Origin of the sequence: Pseudomonas sp. P9_31 (assembly GCF_034008235.1) — a bacterium.
Lineage (GTDB): Bacteria > Pseudomonadota > Gammaproteobacteria > Pseudomonadales > Pseudomonadaceae > Aquipseudomonas.
Window position 1 is genome coordinate 3,264,225 of the sequence record NZ_CP125375.1, and the last position, 13,969, is coordinate 3,278,193.

At 61.6% G+C, this 13,969-nt stretch carries 11 protein-coding genes, 1 tRNA gene and 1 pseudogene; 1 reads left to right on the forward strand and 12 read right to left on the reverse strand.

Features of this window, described 5'->3' with window-relative positions:
• Positions 1-39 precede the first annotated feature (39 nt).
• Positions 40-171: pseudogene (locus tag QMK51_RS14375) on the reverse strand (LysR family transcriptional regulator); the annotation flags it as partial.
• 68 nt (positions 172-239) lie between these two features.
• Here QMK51_RS14375 and QMK51_RS14380 point away from each other — a divergent pair.
• A complete protein-coding gene (locus QMK51_RS14380; protein WP_320394520.1) occupies positions 240-671 on the forward strand; it encodes a nuclear transport factor 2 family protein in 432 nt (143 codons plus the stop codon).
• 152 nt (positions 672-823) lie between these two features.
• Here QMK51_RS14380 and QMK51_RS14385 read toward each other — a convergent pair whose 3' ends face one another.
• The 11 genes from QMK51_RS14385 to fdnG form a co-directional block, all read right to left on the reverse strand.
• On the reverse strand, positions 824-1,120 hold the full coding sequence (locus QMK51_RS14385; protein ID WP_320390628.1) for a hypothetical protein: 297 nt from the start codon (positions 1,118-1,120) through the stop codon (positions 824-826).
• Positions 1,121-1,382: 262 nt separating this feature from the next.
• The gene (locus QMK51_RS14390; protein WP_320390629.1) at positions 1,383-2,891 is read right to left on the reverse strand and encodes a tripartite tricarboxylate transporter permease; all 1,509 of its coding nucleotides are present in this window, start codon (positions 2,889-2,891) and stop codon (positions 1,383-1,385) included.
• Positions 2,892-2,915: 24 nt separating this feature from the next.
• A complete protein-coding gene (locus QMK51_RS14395) occupies positions 2,916-3,407 on the reverse strand; it encodes a tripartite tricarboxylate transporter TctB family protein (RefSeq protein ID WP_320390630.1) in 492 nt (163 codons plus the stop codon).
• 1 nt (position 3,408) lies between these two features.
• Positions 3,409-4,374 carry a tripartite tricarboxylate transporter substrate binding protein gene (locus QMK51_RS14400; RefSeq protein WP_320390631.1) on the reverse strand — a complete coding sequence of 322 codons (966 nt, stop codon included), beginning with the start codon at positions 4,372-4,374 and terminating at the stop codon, positions 3,409-3,411.
• Positions 4,375-4,693: 319 nt separating this feature from the next.
• Positions 4,694-4,789 (reverse strand) — tRNA-Sec (locus tag QMK51_RS14405).
• 6 nt (positions 4,790-4,795) lie between these two features.
• A complete protein-coding gene (selB, locus tag QMK51_RS14410; RefSeq protein ID WP_320390632.1) occupies positions 4,796-6,715 on the reverse strand; it encodes a selenocysteine-specific translation elongation factor in 1,920 nt (639 codons plus the stop codon).
• Entirely contained in the window at positions 6,712-8,142 is a 1,431-nt protein-coding gene (gene selA, locus QMK51_RS14415; protein WP_320390633.1) for an L-seryl-tRNA(Sec) selenium transferase, read from the reverse strand. The genes selB and selA overlap by 4 nt, the downstream gene beginning before the upstream one ends.
• Before the next feature lie 93 nt (positions 8,143-8,235).
• On the reverse strand, positions 8,236-9,162 hold the full coding sequence (gene fdhE, locus QMK51_RS14420) for a formate dehydrogenase accessory protein FdhE (RefSeq protein ID WP_320390634.1): 927 nt from the start codon (positions 9,160-9,162) through the stop codon (positions 8,236-8,238).
• Positions 9,163-9,166: 4 nt separating this feature from the next.
• Positions 9,167-9,820, reverse strand: coding sequence for a formate dehydrogenase subunit gamma (locus QMK51_RS14425; protein ID WP_320390635.1), 654 nt, complete (start codon positions 9,818-9,820; stop codon positions 9,167-9,169).
• Positions 9,817-10,761: a formate dehydrogenase subunit beta gene (gene fdxH / locus QMK51_RS14430; protein WP_320390636.1), complete on the reverse strand. Its 945-nt coding sequence runs from the start codon at positions 10,759-10,761 to the stop codon at positions 9,817-9,819. Before fdxH ends, QMK51_RS14425 begins: the two co-directional genes overlap by 4 nt.
• Positions 10,762-13,827, reverse strand: a complete 3,066-nt coding sequence (gene fdnG, locus QMK51_RS14435) for a formate dehydrogenase-N subunit alpha (RefSeq protein ID WP_320390637.1) — start codon at positions 13,825-13,827, stop codon at positions 10,762-10,764. It lies immediately after the preceding gene.
• Between the last annotated feature and the right edge of the window lie 142 nt (positions 13,828-13,969).

A 13,969-nucleotide genomic window follows, 5' to 3' on the forward strand; every position in this document is an offset into this window, starting at 1 on the left:
GGCTTTCGCACAGCGCTGCTGATGCATGAAGGGTCAGACCTAACGAGTGTCGCCTTGCGCCGGGAATGCCTCCACCCTCAGCTTCTCCATCACCAGCTCGATAAAAGCCGATACCGCCAACGGCAGATGCTGCCGGCTTGGGTAAAGCACGTGCAGACCAAAGCCGGTGCGGATGCGCGGCGAGAAAATCGGCCGCCCATTCCATTGGGAAGAAGTCGAAGAAGGACAAGGAATTAGCCATGAAAAAAGTGAAACTGCTCATCGGTTTTTTATGCCTGTTCAGCGGCTATGTGGCGGCCGCCCCTTCATCGGGCGAGAAGGAAGTTGCCGCAGCGGTAGACCATCTGACTCAAGCCATGCTGAACAAGGACATTCCACAGCTGCAAGCGCTGACCGCCGAGAACCTTACCTACGGGCATTCCAGCGGGAAAATCCAGGACAGGAAAGACTTCATCGCCGACATCGAAACCGGCAAAAGCGCATTTAAAACGCTAGAGATGCAGAACCAGACAATCACCGTATCAGGTGATGTGGCGTTGGTCCGCCATCATTTTTCGGCGCAGGCCATCAAGGGCGCCGAGATCGTTCCCACGGAAATCGAGAACTTCCAGATCTGGCAGAAACAGGATGGCAAATGGTTACTGGTAGGGAGACAAGCGTTCCGTCTCTGATCTCTGTGTAGCAAGGTTAATGCTCGTCAGTTAAACATTGGCGATCTTGAGGCCCATTCGCGAGCAGGCTCGCTCCCACATTTGCCCGCGTTCTCAAGGTGGATACGGTTCAGTGTGGGAGCGAGCCCGCGATAGCGTCAGATGAAACACCGCTAAACAGCGGCCTTGAACCCCTCCTCCCGCTGCAACGCCCGAGCCTGAATCACATCCAGCACGGCACAGCCTTCACGCGTCAGCAGATGCACCGCCCGGGGGGGCAGGTCACAGTCGGAAATGCCTTTGAGGTTGAGGCTGGACAAGGTGTCCGTCAGGTCGCGGACCACGGTGAAGCGGTGCATGGCGCAGGCGGCCAGGTCGCTGAGTTCTTTGTGGGTGTTGATGAAGAGCACCGGGGTTTCGGCGTCGTAGGTGTCGATGGGGAGGTAACGGGGCATGACTTGGTCGGACATTGAGGTAGCTCCTGATTAATTGAGTTTTCCTGGGTTATCGACCGGCCAAGATCGTCGCGGATTTTGCCGCGAGCCGGAACTATAAGAGGCGTACTCGATCGTCGCAACGAGAGACTCTGTCAGAAATTTCCGGAAAATTTGTGCGCCACTCGATAGTCGTTCTGGCTGGACTCACGACTGCTGCGCAGCCGAACGCAGCCGAACGCAGCCGAACGCAGCCTTCGGCTGCTGCTACAGATCGCATTGCGGAGTTGGGCATCCGTCAATCATCCTCATGCAATTTGATCCCGCGTTTATGCAGCAGGTACGGCACCAGCAGCACCAACAACGTCAACACCAGAACCGACGCCGCAATCGGTTGTGTCACAAATATCATCCAGTCGCCCTGACTGATGGACAAGGCGTTACGCAGTTGTTTTTCCGCCATCGGGCCCAGCAGCATGCCGACGATCACTGGGGCGACGGGGAAGTCGAAACGCCGCATCAACACCCCGGCCCAACCGATGCCCAGCATCAGAAACAAGTCGAAGGATGAGTGGCGCATGCCATACACGCCGATGGTGGCGAACACCAGAATCCCGGCGTTCAGGTACGGTCGTGGAATCTGCAGGAGTTTGACCCACAGCCCCACCAACGGCAGGTTCAGCACCAGCAGGATGACGTTGCCGATGTACAAGGAGGCCACCAGCGTCCAGACCAGTTCGCCCGAGGTCTGGAACAGCAACGGCCCCGGTTGCAGGTTGTAGTTCTGGAACGCGGCCAGCAAAATCGCCGCGGTGGCGGAGGTCGGTATGCCCAGGGTCAGCAGCGGCACCAGCGAACCGGTGGCGCTCGCGTTGTTCGCCGCCTCGGGCCCGGCGACGCCTTCGATGGCGCCCACGCCTTTGCTGGCGGCAAATTCTTTCGGGTACTTGCTGAGTTTGCGTTCGGTCGAATAGGACAGGAACGTCGGAATTTCCGCGCCACCGGCCGGAATCGACCCGAAGGGAAAACCGATCAAGGTGCCCCGTAACCACGCGGGCACCGAGCGTTTCCAGTCGGCGCGGGTCATCCACAACGAGGTCAGGCGATGTCGGCCGGCCGTTTCTTCCTTTTGGTAGAGCACGCCGTACAAGGCCTCGCCGACGGCAAACAATCCCACCGCGACCAGCACCACTTCGATGCCATCGACCAGTTCCGGAACCCCCAGGGTGTAGCGGGCAATGCCTGAAGTCGAGTCGAGGCCGATCAAACCGATGGTCAGCCCGATGCCCAACGAGGCAAAACCGCGCAGCATCGACGCACCGAGTACCGCCGACACCGTGGTGAAGGCCAGCACCAGAATCGCGAAATACTCCGCTGGCCCGAATTTCAGCGCCAGCGTGGCCACGAGTGGCGCGAACAGGGTCAGCAAGATCGTTGCGATGGTGCCGGCCACGAATGAGCCGATGGCGGCCGTCGCCAGCGCCGGGCCTGCCCGTCCGTTGCGGGCCATGAGATTGCCTTCCAGGGCCGTGACCATGGAGGACGATTCCCCTGGGGTGTTAAGCAGAATCGAGGTGGTGGAGCCGCCAAACTGGGCGCCGTAATAGATGCCGGCGAACATGATCAGCGCCCCGGTCGGATCGACCTTGGCGGTAATCGGCAGCAGCAAGGCCACGGTCAGCGCCGGTCCGATCCCCGGCAACACACCGATCGCGGTGCCCAGCAGGCAGCCGATAAAACCCCACATCAGATTGATCGGCGCCAGCGCGCCAGCAAAGCCGGTTGCCAGACTCGAGAGAATGTCCACCTTGTCGACCTCCTTCGGCCCGGATCAGATCCAGGCGTTGATCAAGGGCGGAAGGGAAACCCCTAGCCCGGCGGTGAAAAGCCAGTAAATCGGCAGCGTCAGGGCGATGCCGATGGCCAGGTCCCGCACCGGGCTGCGACTGCCAAAGCCCCGTGCCGAACAGGCAAACAGCAGTGCGGCCGCTAACACGAAACCGATGTAGGCGATGAGTAACGCGACACCCACCAGCCCCGCCGTGACCCAAGTCGCCCCGAGCTTGCCGCCGGGCTGAGCCTGGGTGGTCTCGTGGTCATCGGGCAGGTTGCGAAAACCACCGGTGAGCGCCTCATAGCACATCAACAGACCGACGACGCCCAGAAACACCGCGACGGCGTAGGGGTAGACATAGGCGCCCATGATGACGAACCCCATCTCGGGGGGAAACCGCGAGGCGCCGACCGCCAATACCGCACTGATGACGACGACACTGATGCCAATGGCCAGTTGGGCAGGCTTTACGCTCCAGCGCCCGGCCATCTCAAAGCAGCCCGACCTTGACCAGCATTGCGCGCAGGCGTCCGTGCTCTTCATCGACGAATTTGCCGAAATCATCTCCGGTCAGAATGCTCGGCGACCACGCGTTGGTTTTCACATTTTCTTGCCAGACGGTGCTTTTGGTGGCGGTCAGGACAGCTTCCGTCAGTTCTTTACGCTGCTCAGGCGTCAGGCCCGCGGCGCCGTAAACACCCCGCCAGTTGCCGATCGTCACGTCGTAGCCAGCCTCTTTGAGGGTCGGTGCGTCGATGCCTTCAACGCGGTTGGGCGCGCCGATGGCGAGTAAACGGAACTGTTTGGACTGGACGTATTTGGCAAGCTCGGCGTAGCCGCCGGTGATCACCGTGATGTGGCCACCCAGCACCGCGGCGACGACTTCGCCGCCACCGGCGAAGGCGACGTAATTCACCTTGTTGACAGGGACGTCCATTTTGCTCGCCAGTTCGGCGATGCCAATGTGGTCGATCGACCCCTTGGAGCCACCGCCCCATTTGATGCTGGACGGGTTGGCTTTGAAGTCCTTGATCAAATCATCCAGGGTTTTGTACGGGGAGTCGTCGCGTACGGCGATCACGTTGTATTCGGTAAACAGCCGGGCGATCGGTGTCACGTCCTTCAAGCTGATTTGCGGTTTGTTCTGCTCGATGGACGCGACCATGATCGCACCGACCACGATCAGGGCATCGGGGTCGCCCTTGGTGCCGTTGGCAAATTGCGCCAACCCCAGGGTGCCGCCAGCACCGCCCTTGTTCTCGAAGGTGACGGCTTTGGCCGTTTTCGCCTCGACCATGGCTTTGCCCAAGACCCGTGCGGTTTGGTCGTAACCGCCACCGACCGAACCCGGGGCCATGAACTTGACGGTGTCCAGCGCAAAAACAGGGGATGCGAGCGCGGCGGCGGTAATGAACGCGGCGAGGTTGCTGCTGAATCGACGGGCCAGTGCAAACATGAGTGGTCTCCAGATAGCCGTTTTTGTTGTTTTCGATCAGGGAGAGCCCCTGTTCGTTGAACATGCGTCTGGAATAAGCGTAGGTCATAGTTGTGTTTGTTGGTGTGCTTTCAATGGTCTGTCTGCCCCTATTGCATGACAACTGCAGGCCTGTGGCGAGGGGGCAACCCCAATGCCGGTAAGTTAAGGTGCGCAAACTTGTGGGAGCGAGCCTGCTCGCGATGGCGGACTCACATTCAACATTTCTATCAGCTGATACACCGCTATCGCGAGCAGCTCGCTCCCACAGGGATTGCGCCTGTCCCTGTGTTCTACCAAATGGCGGAAGGCAGCCGGAGTCGAACCGGCCCGGGAACGGATGCCGTCCCCAACCGGGTTTGAAGCCCGGCCGCGCCACCGGGCGCGATTGCCTTCCTTGATCTCAGTCTGTTGCTTGTTGAGCCAGTGCATTGTCGAGCCGAATGTGGCGCCGGTCGCCAAAGCGTCGGGTCAGGCCGAGCCGGTCGAAGTACTCAAGAATCTGAATGCTGCGCTTGCGCCCCAGGCCCACGGCATCGCGAAACGCGGCGACCTGAATCACCGGCTCATCGCTGGCCAGTTGCACCAGCATAGCCGCCAATCGGCGCAGCAGCGTGTCGGTGTAAAACAGGTCGCGGACCACTTGGTGCACCCACCCCAGCCGCGCCATCTTGCGCAGCAACAGGCGCACGACCGCCTCTTGATGGCCTGTCGCTTTAGCCAGATCACGCACCCACGGCGGATCGAAACCCGCCTGTTCGAACAGTGGCTGTAGCTGCTGCCACAGGGTTTCGTCGTCCTCGCTCAAACGCACTTGATGATCGGGTAAATGCAGCCATGGGCCGCTGGCGGCAATCGCACCGCTGGCCAGCAATTCGTCGAGCAGGCTGACAAAGGTCGGCCGGTCCAGCGCGGTGCCGGCGAAACGACGCAGGCGATCCCTGTCCGGTCCCATTTGATCCGGCTCGAGTTGATGAAAGCGTGCGAGGCGCTCCAGCAGCGGTGCTTTCAGGGCTTCCCAGCGCACAGCACTGAACAGTAACGGCCCCTGCCGCGTCTCGATCAAACGCACGTCATCGGGCAACACCCAGGTTTCGCGTGGACGATTGAACTGGCGCTCCAGACGCTGCGGATCGAGGCCGGTGTCGCTGTTGGCCAGCAGCGCCGGCAGTGCCGCTTCCAGGCTGGTCGTGGTGGCCAGCGCTTGTAGCTGTGCCAATCGCTCGGGGCTGCGGCGGTGTCGGGCCGGGGCGAACGGGTCCAGTACCCGGCCACCGCCAAGGGTGCGTTGCGCACTTTGGTCGCGCAGGATCAAACGGTCGCCCTTCACCGCCAACATCGGCGCGTTCACCAGCAGTTGCGCGAACATCTGCTCCCCCGGTGCCAGGCTGGCGCCCTCCAGCAACGCCACGCGCCCGGTCACATCCTGAGTACCGAGGTGCACGTGCACCGGCTGAAAGTGCTCGAAGCTTCGCGCCTCGCTGGCCAACAAGGTCATCTCGATATCCAGACGCTGGGTCGGCGCATGCAGCCATTCAGCCAACAGCCAATGACCACGGTGAACCTGCTCCAGGGCTAAACGGTCGGCACTCAGGTTCAGCGCAACGCGCTGCCCGGCCGTGGCGCTGTCGGCTGCCTGATTTTGTGCATGCAGGCCCCGCACCCGTACGGGTTTGCCCAGCGGGCTCAACATCAGCGTATCGCCCACGGCCACCAGGCCGGACAACGCGGTGCCAGTCACCACGATACCGGCGCCGGCCACGCTGAAAGCCCGATCAATCGCCAGACGAAAGCCGCCACTGACGCTGCGTTGAAGCATCTCATGTTGCGCATCCAGCAAGGCCTGACGCAGTGTCTCGATACCCTCGCCGGTCACGCTCGACAGCGCGATTTGCGGCGCGTCGGCATAAGGGCCGGGGGCGAGCATTGCTTCGAGCTGTTCACGGACGGCGTGCACACGAGCAGGATCGACACGGTCGCATTTGCTGATTGCAATCAATGCCCGAGGAATGCCCAGCAACTCGACAATCGCCAAGTGTTCGCGGGTCTGGGGCATGACACCGTCATCGGCCGCCACCACCAACAACACCAGATCAATCCCCTGAGCCCCGGCCAGCATGTTGTGGGTGAAGCGCTCATGGCCGGGTACGTCGATAAAACCGGTCAGGGCGGCGCCCGGTTCCAGTGCCGCGTAGAGGTAGCCGAGGTCGATGGTCATGCCGCGTTCGCGCTCTTCGCGGCGACGATCACCGGCCTGCCCGGTCAGTGCCTGGAGCAAGGAGGTCTTGCCGTGATCGATGTGCCCCGCCGTGCCGACAATCACCCGTCCCGGCCCTCCTCCTGCAACTGATCGAGTTGCGCCAGCCACGCGGCTTCGTCGTCGAGTTGGCGCAGGTCCAGCCACAATCCGTCGTCATCGATGCGACCGAGCACGGGAATCGGCAGCTGACGAAACGCAGCCTCCAGCCCCAGCAATCGTCGCCCGCGCAGACGTTTGGAAACGTTGGGCCGCAGGCATAACGCAGCACTGGGCAGTCGCGCCACCGGTTGGCTGCCGCTGCCGATCATGCCCAGCGCCGGCACCGCGCTGACGCTCCAGCCATCGCCTAACACCTGCGCCAGTGACGGTTGCAGGCGTTCGGCCTGGGTGAGAATGTCGGCTTGAGGTCGGGTCAGCAGGCGCAGGCTCGGCAGGCGTTCGGCCAACCGATCGGGATCGCGGTACAGCGCCAATACGGCTTCGAGGGCGGCCAGGGTCAGTTTGTCGACCCGCAGTGCACGCTTGAGCGGATTCTTCTTGATCCTGGCGATCAGGTCTTTGCGGCCGACAATCAACCCGGCCTGAGGCCCGCCGAGCAGTTTGTCACCGCTGAAAGTGACGATGTCCGCACCATCGAGCAGCGCCTGGCGCACCGTCGGTTCGGCAGGCAAACCCCAGCGAGTCAAATCCAGCAGGCTGCCGCTGCCCAGGTCTTCGAGCAGCGGCATCCCGTGGCGGTGAGCCAGCTCGGCCAACTCAGCCGTCGGCACTCTCGCGGTGAAGCCTTCGATGCTGTAATTGCTCGCGTGTACCCGCATCACCAGACCACTGCGCGGGCCGATGGCGGCCTCGTAATCCCGGGCATGGGTGCGGTTGGTAGTGCCCACTTCGCGCAGCTTGACCCCGGCCCGGGCCATGATGTCGGGAATGCGGAAAGCGCCGCCGATTTCGATCAGTTCACCACGGGAAATAATGCCCTCCTTGCGCGCGCCCAGACTGTTGAGGGCGAGTAACACGGCGGCCGCGTTATTGTTGACCACGGTCACCGCTTCGGCACCGGTCAGTTCGCGGATCAGGCCTTCGATCAGGTCGTCCCGGTCACCGCGCTTACCGCTGTGTAGGTCGAATTCCAGATTGAGTGGATAGCGGGCGGCCAGTTGCACCGCTTCAATGGCTTCTTCCGGCAATAACGCGCGGCCGAGGTTGGTGTGCAACACGGTGCCGGTGAGGTTGAATACCCGACGGATCTGGCTGCGATGCTGGATCGCCAGACGCTCACCCGCCCTGCCCGCCAATACGTCGGGGGTGATTTCAACAGCATTGAGTTCACCTTTGAGCACCGGTTCGCGCAAGTCATCGAGCAGTTGCCGCAGGCCGGCCAGCAGCGCGTCCCGCCCATAACGCGCGGCCAGCGGTTGGCAGGCGGGATGGCGCAGCAAGCTGTCGATGGAGGGCAGCCGCAAGGCTTGGCTGGCGGAGGGTGCAGACATCAGAGGCTCCCGGAAGCGATTGACTGTCGCGTCTGAGTGTAGCCGCTGGGCTCATAGGGATAGGCTTAGGGGGATAAGCTCAAAGGGATAAGCTCAGTCACCTCCCGGTGCCAGCATCAGATTGGGCGATAGGCGCTGGTAGCCTTCCTGCTCCAGGCGCATGTCCAGCATCAGACTGGACAGGTCCGCCGAGAGTGCTTCGGCTTCGGCGTCGTTTTCCAGGTAGATCAGTTTCAGGTAGCTGTTGCAGCCGGGGCAGACTTCCGCTCGCAACGGTGCCTGATTGGCAGCATGACGGTCATCCTCGAAGCTGACGTATTGAAGCCCCTTGCTCTGTTCGCAATACACGCACTTGACCCGCACCGCATGCCATTCGCAGGCGCACAACGAGCACACCAGATAACGCAAACCGTTGTATTTGCCGCGATGACGAATCACTCCGGCCATCGCCGGCGAACCGCAGGCCGGGCACTGGCTGAGGCTGTCGCCGCGCTTGAGTTCGAGGTCGGGTGAGCTCAGCAGCCAATGACTCCAGGCGGCTTGCAGCGCTGCACCGAGGAACGGCACCAGCGCTGCCGGCAGCATTGAATACTGGCCGCTGACCAAGGCAATCGCCCACGCTTTGAGCAGGCCTGGGTTGGCGCTGCGCAACGTCGCCACGGCGTTTTCTACCGCTGATTGTGACGGTGGCTGATAGCGTTGCAACAAGGCTTCGAGAAAGGGTAGCCAAACATTTTCGCGCACCAGACTGTCGGCGGCGAACGGTGGCAAGCCATGTTCCACGCACACCCGAAGACGTTCGGGATCGGGCATGGCGGCCTCGGGCGGATCGTCCATCAGGGTCTGCTGAACGTGGCACAGCCCCGCAATCAATCGCAGATAGTCCGCCATGGGATGCCCGTCGGCCAGGCGTTCCAGGCGCAGCGCGCGCAAGGTGAACAAGTTATTCGGTGGCCGGTACAGAAACGGCGGTGAACTCGCCGCCGCTTCTATCTGCCCAGGCTCGAGGATCGTGGCCAAGGGGTCATCCTTTTTTGGTGATCGGTCGCTCAGGCGTTTCGTCTTGGGTCACTTCCCGGTACCAGAGCTCATGGTGTTTTTTCGCCCAGGCGCGGCTGACCCTGCCACGCACCATGGCGTGGACCGAGCCGCGAATCCAGATACCGGCATAAACGTGAACGATGATGCTTAGCACCAGGATGAACCCCGCCAGCGCATGCAGCAGCATCGCCCAGCGAATACCGGTGATGCCGAAGTACGCGCTGAACCAGGCACGCCAGATCACCAGCCCGCTGAACAGCAGCACCAGCATGCAAATCAGCAACACCCAAAACAGTAGCTTCTGTCCCGGATTGTATTTGCCGATCGGCGGCACGCCCTCCTCCTCGTTACGCATGACAGTCCCGACGCGCCTGAGCCACAACCGGTCGTTGGCGATGAAGTAATTCGCCCGCCAGAAACTGAACACCAGGCCGAGGAACAGCACAAACATCGCCACGCCCATGTACGGATGCAAGATGCGCGTCCACGAACCACCGCCAAACAGGTTGCTGAGCCAGAACAACCCTGGATGAAACAAGGCCAGCCCCGACAGCGCGGCCATGAAAAACACAATCGCCACCAGCCAGTGATTGGTGCGCTGGTTGGAGGTGTAGCGCAGGATCGGTTTGTCGTTCACGGCCTGTCCTCCCCGCCGGGTTTCGTCGGATCAAAGGTGTGCACCGATGGATCGAATTCATGCACCGCTGGGTCGACGATGACTGGATTTTCGTCTTCCTCGACCAGTTGCGGCCCGACGCGCACATAGTGGAAGAACCCGGCCAGCACCGCCGCGCCCATGGCCAGTAACGCCAGGGGTTTGCTCAGGCCTTTCCACAGGTCCACCAGTGGACTGATCGCCGGGTGATCCGGCAGCCCGGCATACAGCCTGGGCGTGTCGGCATGGTGCAGCACATACATGACGTGGGTGCCGCCAACCCCTTCGGGATCATACAAGCCGGCGTTGTCGAAGCCGCGGCTCTTGAGGTCGACGATGCGTTCGGCGGCGTGTTCCTTCATGTCTTCCTTGGTGCCGAAAACGATGGCGCCGGTCGGGCAGGTTTTCACGCAGGCCGGCTCCAGCCCCACCGCCACCCGGTCCGAACACAGCGTGCATTTATAGGCCTTGTGGTCCTTTTGCGAGATGCGCGGAATGTTGAACGGGCAACCGGTGATGCAATACCCGCAGCCGATGCAGTGGTCCTGATCGAAATCGACGATGCCGTTGGCGTGCTTGATGATCGCGCCGGGGCTCGGGCATGCCGCCAGGCAGCCGGGTTCGGCGCAGTGCATGCAACCGTCCTTGCGGATCAACCATTCCAGGTTGCCGGCGTCGGTTTCATGCTCAGTGAAGCGCATCAAGGTCCAGGTGTCTGCGCTCAGGTCATGAGGGTTGTCGTAGGTGCCAAGGTTGTGACCGACATCGTCACGCAGCTCGTTCCATTCCGAGCAGGCGACCTGGCAGGCCTTGCAGCCGATGCACTTGGTGGTGTCGATCAGCTTGGCCACTTCCTCTTGGGTGCGCACCGAGGGCGGCACGGTGGTGGTGGCCGAGCGGGCGATGATGTCTTGGCTGGCCATTTAGATTTTCTCCACGTTGACCAGGAATGACTTGGATTCCGGGGTCTGTGTGTTGCCATCGCCGAGGAACGGCACCAGGGTGTTGGTCAGGTAACCGTGGCGGGTGGCGCCGGTGAAGCCCCAATGCAACGGGATACCGATCTGGTGCACCACCTGATTGTTGACCTGCAGCGGACGAATCCGCTTGGTCACCACCGCCACCGCTTCGATATGCCCGCGCTTGGAACTAACCCGCACCCGGTCACCGGCAGCGATGCCCTTCTCCTTGGCCAGCACCTCGCCGATTTCGACAAACTGCTCAGGTTGGGTCACGGCATTGATCGGACAATGCTTGGTCCAGAAGTGGAAATGTTCGGTCAGCCGGTAGCTGGTCGCCGCATAGGGGAAGTCCTTGGCCTGCCCCAAAGTGTCCCAGACCGAATCGAAGATCCGCCCGGCCGGGTTGCTGGTCGCCTGCTTGTTGTTGGGGTGCATCGGGTTGATGCCGATGGGCGTCTCGAACGGCTCGTAATGTTCCGGGAACGGCCCTTCGTTCATTTTGTCGAGGGCGAAGAAACGTGCCACGCCTTCGGGGTTCATGATGAACGGGTTCATCCCGGCTTCCGGCGGCACATCGGCCTTGTAGTCGGGCACGTCGGTACCGGTCCAGACCTTGCCGTTCCACCACACCAGCCGTTTGTTCGCGTCCCACGGTTTGCCTTGAGGGTCGCTGGAGGCGCGGTTGTAGAGAATCCTCCGGTTCATCGGCCAGGCCCAGGCCCAGCCCAGGTTCTGCTTCATACCGAAAGGATCGCTGTTGTCACGTCGGGCCATGTTGTTGCCCTGCTCGGTCCAGCTGCCGCAGAAAATCCAGCAACCGGACGCCGTGCTGCCATCGTCCTTGAGTTGGCCGAAGCCGGACAGCTGCTGACCGGCCTTGACCACCGCGCCCGAGGCGTCAGTGACATCGGCGATGGCGTAGCCGTTGAATTCCCGAGCCAGCTCTTCCGGCGTCGGGTCATCCGCCATTTTGTAAGGCCAGTCGAGCTTGAGGATCGGCTCGGCCCAGGCACCGCCGTTGGCCTGATAACGCTGGCGCAGACGCAGGAACAGCTCGGCCATGATCTTTATGTCTGTGCGCGCCTGCCCCGGGCCATCGGCGCCCTTCCAGTGCCATTGCAGCCAGCGGCCGCTGTTGACCAGTGAGCCGTTTTCTTCGGCAAAACAGGTGGTGGGCAGACGAATGACTTCGGTCTGGATGTTGGCGGTTTCCACATCGTTATAAGGCCCGACGTTGCGCCAGAACTCCGAAGTTTCGGTGGCCAGTGGGTCCATCACCACCAGCCACTTGAGTTTGGCCAGCGCCTTCATCACCCGGTTCTTGTCCGGCAAGGCGGCGATCGGGTTGAAGCCCTGGCACATGTAGCCATTGACCTGGCCCTTGCCCATCATGTCGAACATTTTCAGGATGTCGTAGCCGGGAATGTCCAGTTTCGGCAGCCAGTCGTAACCCCAGTGATTCTCGGCGGTGGCATTGGCGCCGTACCAGGCCTTCATCAGGCTGACGTGAAATTTGCCGTAGTTCTGCCAGTAGGACATCTGCCCGGGACGCAGCGGTTTGAGTGCGCGCTTGGCGATGTATGCGTTGTAGTCCTGTTCGGCCTCGGCCGGCAGGGTCAGGTAACCCGGCAGCAGGTTGGACAGCAAGCCCAGGTCGGTCAGGCCCTGAATGTTGGAGTGCCCACGCAAGGCGTTGACGCCCCCGCCCGGCATGCCGACGTTGCCCAGCAGCAGTTGCACCATGGCCGCGCTGCGGATCATCTGCGAGCCGGTCGAATGCTGGGTCCAACCCAGGGCGTAGAGAATCGTCATCGTCTTGCCCGGTTGCGAGCAGGTGGCGATCTCTTCCCAGATTTTCTGCATCGCGTCCGTGGGCATGCCGCAGACCTGACTGGCCAGCTCCAGGGTGTAACGGCTGTAATGCTGCTTCATTAATTGGTAGACGCAGCGTGGGTCCTGCAAGGTCGGGTCGACTTTGGCAAAACCGTCCTCGCCGATTTCGTAGCCCCAGCCGGACTTGTCGGTGTAAGTACGCTTGCTCGCGTCGTAACCGCTGAACAACCCGTCCTCGAAACCGTAGTTGGCCTTGACGATGAACGACACGTCCGTATAGGCCCGCACGTATTCGTGCTGGATCTTGTCTTCGGTCAGCAAGTAGTTGATCAGCCCGCCCATGAAGGCGATGTCGGTGCCGGTACGGATCGGCGCGTAATAGTCCGCTACCGAGGCCGTACGGGTGAAACGCGGGTCGACCACAATCAGCCGCGCCTTGTTGTGGGCTTTGGCTTCCGTGACCCATTTGAAACCGCAAGGGTGCGCTTCTGCTGCGTTGCCACCCATCACCAGAACCAGATTCGCGTTGGCGATATCGGTCCAGTGGTTGGTCATGGCACCACGGCCATACGTCGGGGCAAGACTTGCCACCGTCGGGCCATGTCAGACACGTGCCTGGTTATCGAACCCCAGCATGCCGAGACTGCGAATCACCTTGTGGGTGATGTAACCCGCTTCGTTGGACGAGGCCGACGCCGCGAGAAAACCGGTGGTCAGCCAGCGGTTCACCGTTTGCCCCTGGGCGTTCTTTTCGATGAAGTTGGCGTCGCGGTCGGCCTTCATCAGGTCGGCGATGCGATCCAGCGCTTCATCCCAGGAGATTCGTACCCACTCCTTGGTGCCAGGCTTGCGCATCTGCGGGTACTGAAGACGGCTGGGGCTGTGAATGAAATCGAGCAGGCCCGCGCCTTTGGGGCAGAGGGTGCCGCGATTGACCGGGTGGTCGGCATCGCCTTCGATGTGGATGATGCTCTGGGCGACATTCTTCGCATTGTCGCCCTGGCTGTACATGATCAAGCCGCAACCGACCGAGCAGTACGGGCAGGTGTTGCGGGTTTCATGGGTATGGGCGAGCTTGAAATGACGCACTTGTTCGGCGAAGGCTGGCATCGGGGCCATGCCCAGCGCGCCGAGGCTTGAGCCCGCAAGGCCGATACCTGCGACCTTGAAGAACTGACGACGGTTGAGGTCCATCGTGCACTCCTGATCAGGTGGAAACCCGGTGCGTTGGCCGGATTTTTCTGGACGATCACGGTGACGGCAACGGAACTACCGCCACTTTAAACTGTAGACAATGCTGTTTTGTGCTGTGGAAAAACCGACCGTCGGGTAATAC

Bases quoted from the DNA above. Each gene is read 5' to 3' on its own strand.
- QMK51_RS14380 (WP_320394520.1), top strand. From the start codon at position 240: ATGAAAAAAGTGAAACTGCTCATCGGTTTTTTATGCCTGTTCAGCGGC.
- QMK51_RS14385 (WP_320390628.1), bottom strand. From the start codon at position 1,120: ATGTCCGACCAAGTCATGCCCCGTTACCTCCCCATCGACACCTACGAC.
- QMK51_RS14395 (WP_320390630.1), bottom strand. From the start codon at position 3,407: ATGGCCGGGCGCTGGAGCGTAAAGCCTGCCCAACTGGCCATTGGCATC.
- QMK51_RS14400 (WP_320390631.1), bottom strand. From the start codon at position 4,374: ATGTTTGCACTGGCCCGTCGATTCAGCAGCAACCTCGCCGCGTTCATT.
- selA (WP_320390633.1), bottom strand. From the start codon at position 8,142: ATGTCTGCACCCTCCGCCAGCCAAGCCTTGCGGCTGCCCTCCATCGAC.
- fdxH (WP_320390636.1), bottom strand. From the start codon at position 10,761: ATGGCCAGCCAAGACATCATCGCCCGCTCGGCCACCACCACCGTGCCG.